This window comes from Klebsiella sp. 1SOBk10mer (assembly GCF_046602535.1).
Classification (GTDB): Bacteria; Pseudomonadota; Gammaproteobacteria; order Enterobacterales; family Enterobacteriaceae; genus Klebsiella; species Klebsiella quasipneumoniae.
This window is the reverse complement of the sequence record NZ_JBKIUP010000076.1, coordinates 1-263: the sequence shown is the minus strand read 5'-3', so window position 1 is coordinate 263 and position 263 is coordinate 1. Positions and strand designations below refer to the sequence as shown.

Here is a 263-nt window from a genome sequence, read left to right as displayed (position 1 = left end):
CGGATTACACCAGTGTCAGCAAGCGCGCAAAGTCGGTTAATGTCAGTTTCAAAACGTTCACCCGGGGTGAAATCGCGCATCTGGTGATTGATTCCACCGGGCTGAAGGTCTTTGGTGAAGGCGAATGGAAAGTCAAAAAACACGGCAAAGAACGCCGTCGTATATGGCGAAAGTTGCATCTGGCAGTTGACAGCAACACACATGAAATCATCTGTGCAGACCTGTCGCTGAACAATGTGACGGACTCAGAAGCCTTCCCGGGT

1 protein-coding gene is annotated in these 263 nt (G+C 50.6%); it reads left to right on the top strand.

Annotated elements, in window-relative coordinates; translation table 11 throughout:
- Positions 1–263: transposase (locus tag ACLH1I_RS26705; protein ID WP_411302959.1), on the top strand; the 263-nt coding region annotated here is incomplete at both ends.